Genomic DNA, 3,308 nt, shown 5'->3' with positions numbered 1-3,308 from the left:
CATGAGGAAGCCTCACACTATCATCGGCGCATGTTCGTTTCACTTCTGAGTTCGAGATGGGATCAGGTGGTTCCAAACCGCTATTGTCGCCAGGAAAACTGTTATACCTAATGGAAGGAAAGATTAATCTAAAATCAATAATCCCATTAAGGTCTGGTAAAATTTGAGGTCACACAAACGCTATTTGCTTCATTATTTAGTGCAGATTAAGCCTAAACTCAACCTGCATTGTATTACTTGTATACTATAACCTAAAAGTAACTCAGATTATATGGTCAAGACAATCAGCCAATTAGTACAAGTTAGCTTCACACATTACTGCGCTTCCACACCTTGCCTATCAACGTCGTAGTCTTCAACGGGCTTCATGGGAAAACTCATCTTGAGGGAGGCTTCCCGCTTAGATGCTTTCAGCGGTTATCCCTTCCGAACTTAGCTACCCGGCGATGCCACTGGCGTGACAACCGGTACACCAGAGGTTCGTCCACTCCGGTCCTCTCGTACTAGGAGCAGCTCCTCTCAATTTTCCTACGCCCACGGCAGATAGGGACCGAACTGTCTCACGACGTTCTAAACCCAGCTCGCGTACCACTTTAAATGGCGAACAGCCATACCCTTGGGACCTGCTTCAGCCCCAGGATGTGATGAGCCGACATCGAGGTGCCAAACACCGCCGTCGATATGAACTCTTGGGCGGTATCAGCCTGTTATCCCCGGAGTACCTTTTATCCGTTGAGCGATGGCCCTTCCATACAGAACCACCGGATCACTAAGACCTACTTTCGTACCTGCTCGAGCCGTCACTCTCGCAGTCAAGCACCCTTATGCCTTTACACTCTTGGTACGATGTCCGACCGTACCGAGGGTACCTTTGTGCTCCTCCGTTACTCTTTGGGAGGAGACCGCCCCAGTCAAACTACCCATCATACACTGTCCTCATCCCAGATAATGGGACCAAGTTAGAACCTCAATAACAACAGGGTGGTATTTCAAGGTTGGCTCCATAAGCACTAGCGTGCCTACTTCATAGCCTCCCACCTATCCTACACAGTTATCATCAAAGTCCAGTGCAAAACTATAGTAAAGGTTCACGGGGTCTTTCCGTCTAGCCGCGGGTACACTGCATCTTCACAGCGATTTCAATTTCACTGAGTCTCGGGTGGAGACAGTGTGGCCATCGTTACGCCATTCGTGCAGGTCGGAACTTACCCGACAAGGAATTTCGCTACCTTAGGACCGTTATAGTTACGGCCGCCGTTTACCGGGGCTTCGATCAAGAGCTTCTCCGAAGATGACCCCATCAATTAACCTTCCGGCACCGGGCAGGCGTCACACCCTATACGTCTTCTTACGAATTTGCAGAGTGCTGTGTTTTTAATAAACAGTCGCAGCCACCTGGTCTCTGCGGCCCTCACCAGCTTTGTTACGTAAAGCAACTCACCGGCAAGGGCGTACCTTCTCCCGAAGTTACGGTACCATTTTGCCTAGTTCCTTCACCCGAGTTCTCTCAAGCGCCTCAGTATTCTCTACCTGTCCACCTGTGTCGGTTTGCGGTACGGTTCTCTATAAGTTATGGCTAGCAGCTTTTCCTGGAAGCCGGGCATCAATGACTTCTCTGTACACCGAAGTGTCAGAACCACTTCGCACCTCAGAGTTAATGGTAAACCGGATTTGCCAAGTCTACCCCCCTACATGCAAGTACCAGGACAACCAACGCCTGGCTCATCTAGCCTTCTTCGTCCCCACATCACCACTTATAAAAAGTCCAGGAATATTAACCTGGTTCCCATCGACTACGCTCTTCAGCCTCGCCTTAGGGGCCGACTCACCCTGCTCCGATTAACGTCGTGCAGGAAACCTGGGACTTCCGGCGTGAGGGTTTTTCACCCTCATTATCGTTACTCATATCAGCATTCGCACTTCTGATACCTCCAGCAGACTTCTCAATCCACCTTCATCGGCCTACAGAACGCTCCCCTACCACGTGCACTTAGTGCACATCCGCAGCTTCGGTGACTAGTTTTAGCCCCGTTACATCTTCCGCGCAGGCCGACTCGACCAGTGAGCTATTACGCTTTCTTTAAAGGGTGGCTGCTTCTAAGCCAACCTCCTGGCTGTCTGTGCCTTCCCACATCGTTTCCCACTTAACTAGTACTTGGGGACCTTAGCTGGCGGTCTGGGTTGTTTCCCTCTTCACGACGGACGTTAGCACCCGCCGTGTGTCTCCCGTGATTCAATTAGCCGGTATTCGGAGTTTGCATCGGTTTGGTAAGCCATGACAGCCCCCTAGCCGAAACAGTGCTCTACCCCCAGTAATCATTCACGAGGCGCTACCTAAATAGCTTTCGGGGAGAACCAGCTATCTCCGGGCTTGATTAGCCTTTCACTCCTAGCCACACGTCATCCGATAATTTTTCAACATTACCCGGTTCGGACCTCCAGTTGGTGTTACCCAACCTTCATCCTGCACATGGCTAGATCGCCCGGTTTCGGGTCTACTCCCAGCGACTCGCGCCCTATTCAGACTCGATTTCTCTACGGCTTCCTTATTCAGTTAACCTCGCCACTGAAAGTAACTCGCTGACCCATTATACAAAAGGTACGCAGTCACACGTCCGAAGACATGCTCCCACTGCTTGTACGCAAACGGTTTCAGGTTCTATTTCACTCCCCTCTCCGGGGTTCTTTTCGCCTTTCCCTCACGGTACTGGTTCACTATCGGTCAGTAAGTAGTATTTAGCCTTGGATGATGGTCCACCCATATTCAAACAGGATTACACGTGTCCCGCCCTACTTGTTCGTGTGCTTAGTTCCTCATCAAGTCTTCGTGTACGGGACTTTCACCCCCTATGGTCAGCCTTCCCAAACTGTTCCACTCCACTCAATGATAAATCACACCAGGCTCTTCCCCGTTCGCTCGCCGCTACTTAGAGAATCTCAATTGATTTCTTTTCCTTCGGGTACTTAGATGTTTCAGTTCCCCGAGTTCGCTTCTGCAACCTATGTATTCAGTTACAGATGACCGTACTCACGTACAGCCGGGTTCCCCCATTCGGACATCTATGGATCACAGCTCGTTTCCAGCTCCCCATAGCTTTTCGCAGGATTCCACGTCCTTCATCGCCTCTTACTGCCAAGGCATCCACCGTTTGCGCTTCTCTTCTTGACCATATAACCTCAATTACCTCAAAGTCATATGCACATACAAATAAACAATACGAGTTCGCTTGTGTTACCTCATTTTCTACCAAATTTTTAATGAACGTCTGGTCATACCAGATTAAAATACTCTAACTTTAAAGCACTTT

Annotated in this window: 2 rRNA genes; both read right to left on the bottom strand. The window is 49.7% G+C overall.

The window, feature by feature from the left end:
• A 5S ribosomal RNA gene (rrf, locus tag LOX96_RS17435) occupies positions 1-94 on the bottom strand; the annotation flags it as partial.
• Positions 95-271: 177 nt separating this feature from the next.
• Positions 272-3,169, bottom strand: a 23S ribosomal RNA gene (locus LOX96_RS17430).
• Between the last annotated feature and the right edge of the window lie 139 nt (positions 3,170-3,308).

The organism is Legionella maioricensis, assembly GCF_023618015.1.
In the GTDB taxonomy this organism is placed as follows: Bacteria; Pseudomonadota; Gammaproteobacteria; order Legionellales; family Legionellaceae; genus Legionella; species Legionella maioricensis.
Note: the sequence above shows the minus strand (reverse complement) of the source record. Positions and strands in the feature narration are given on the sequence as shown.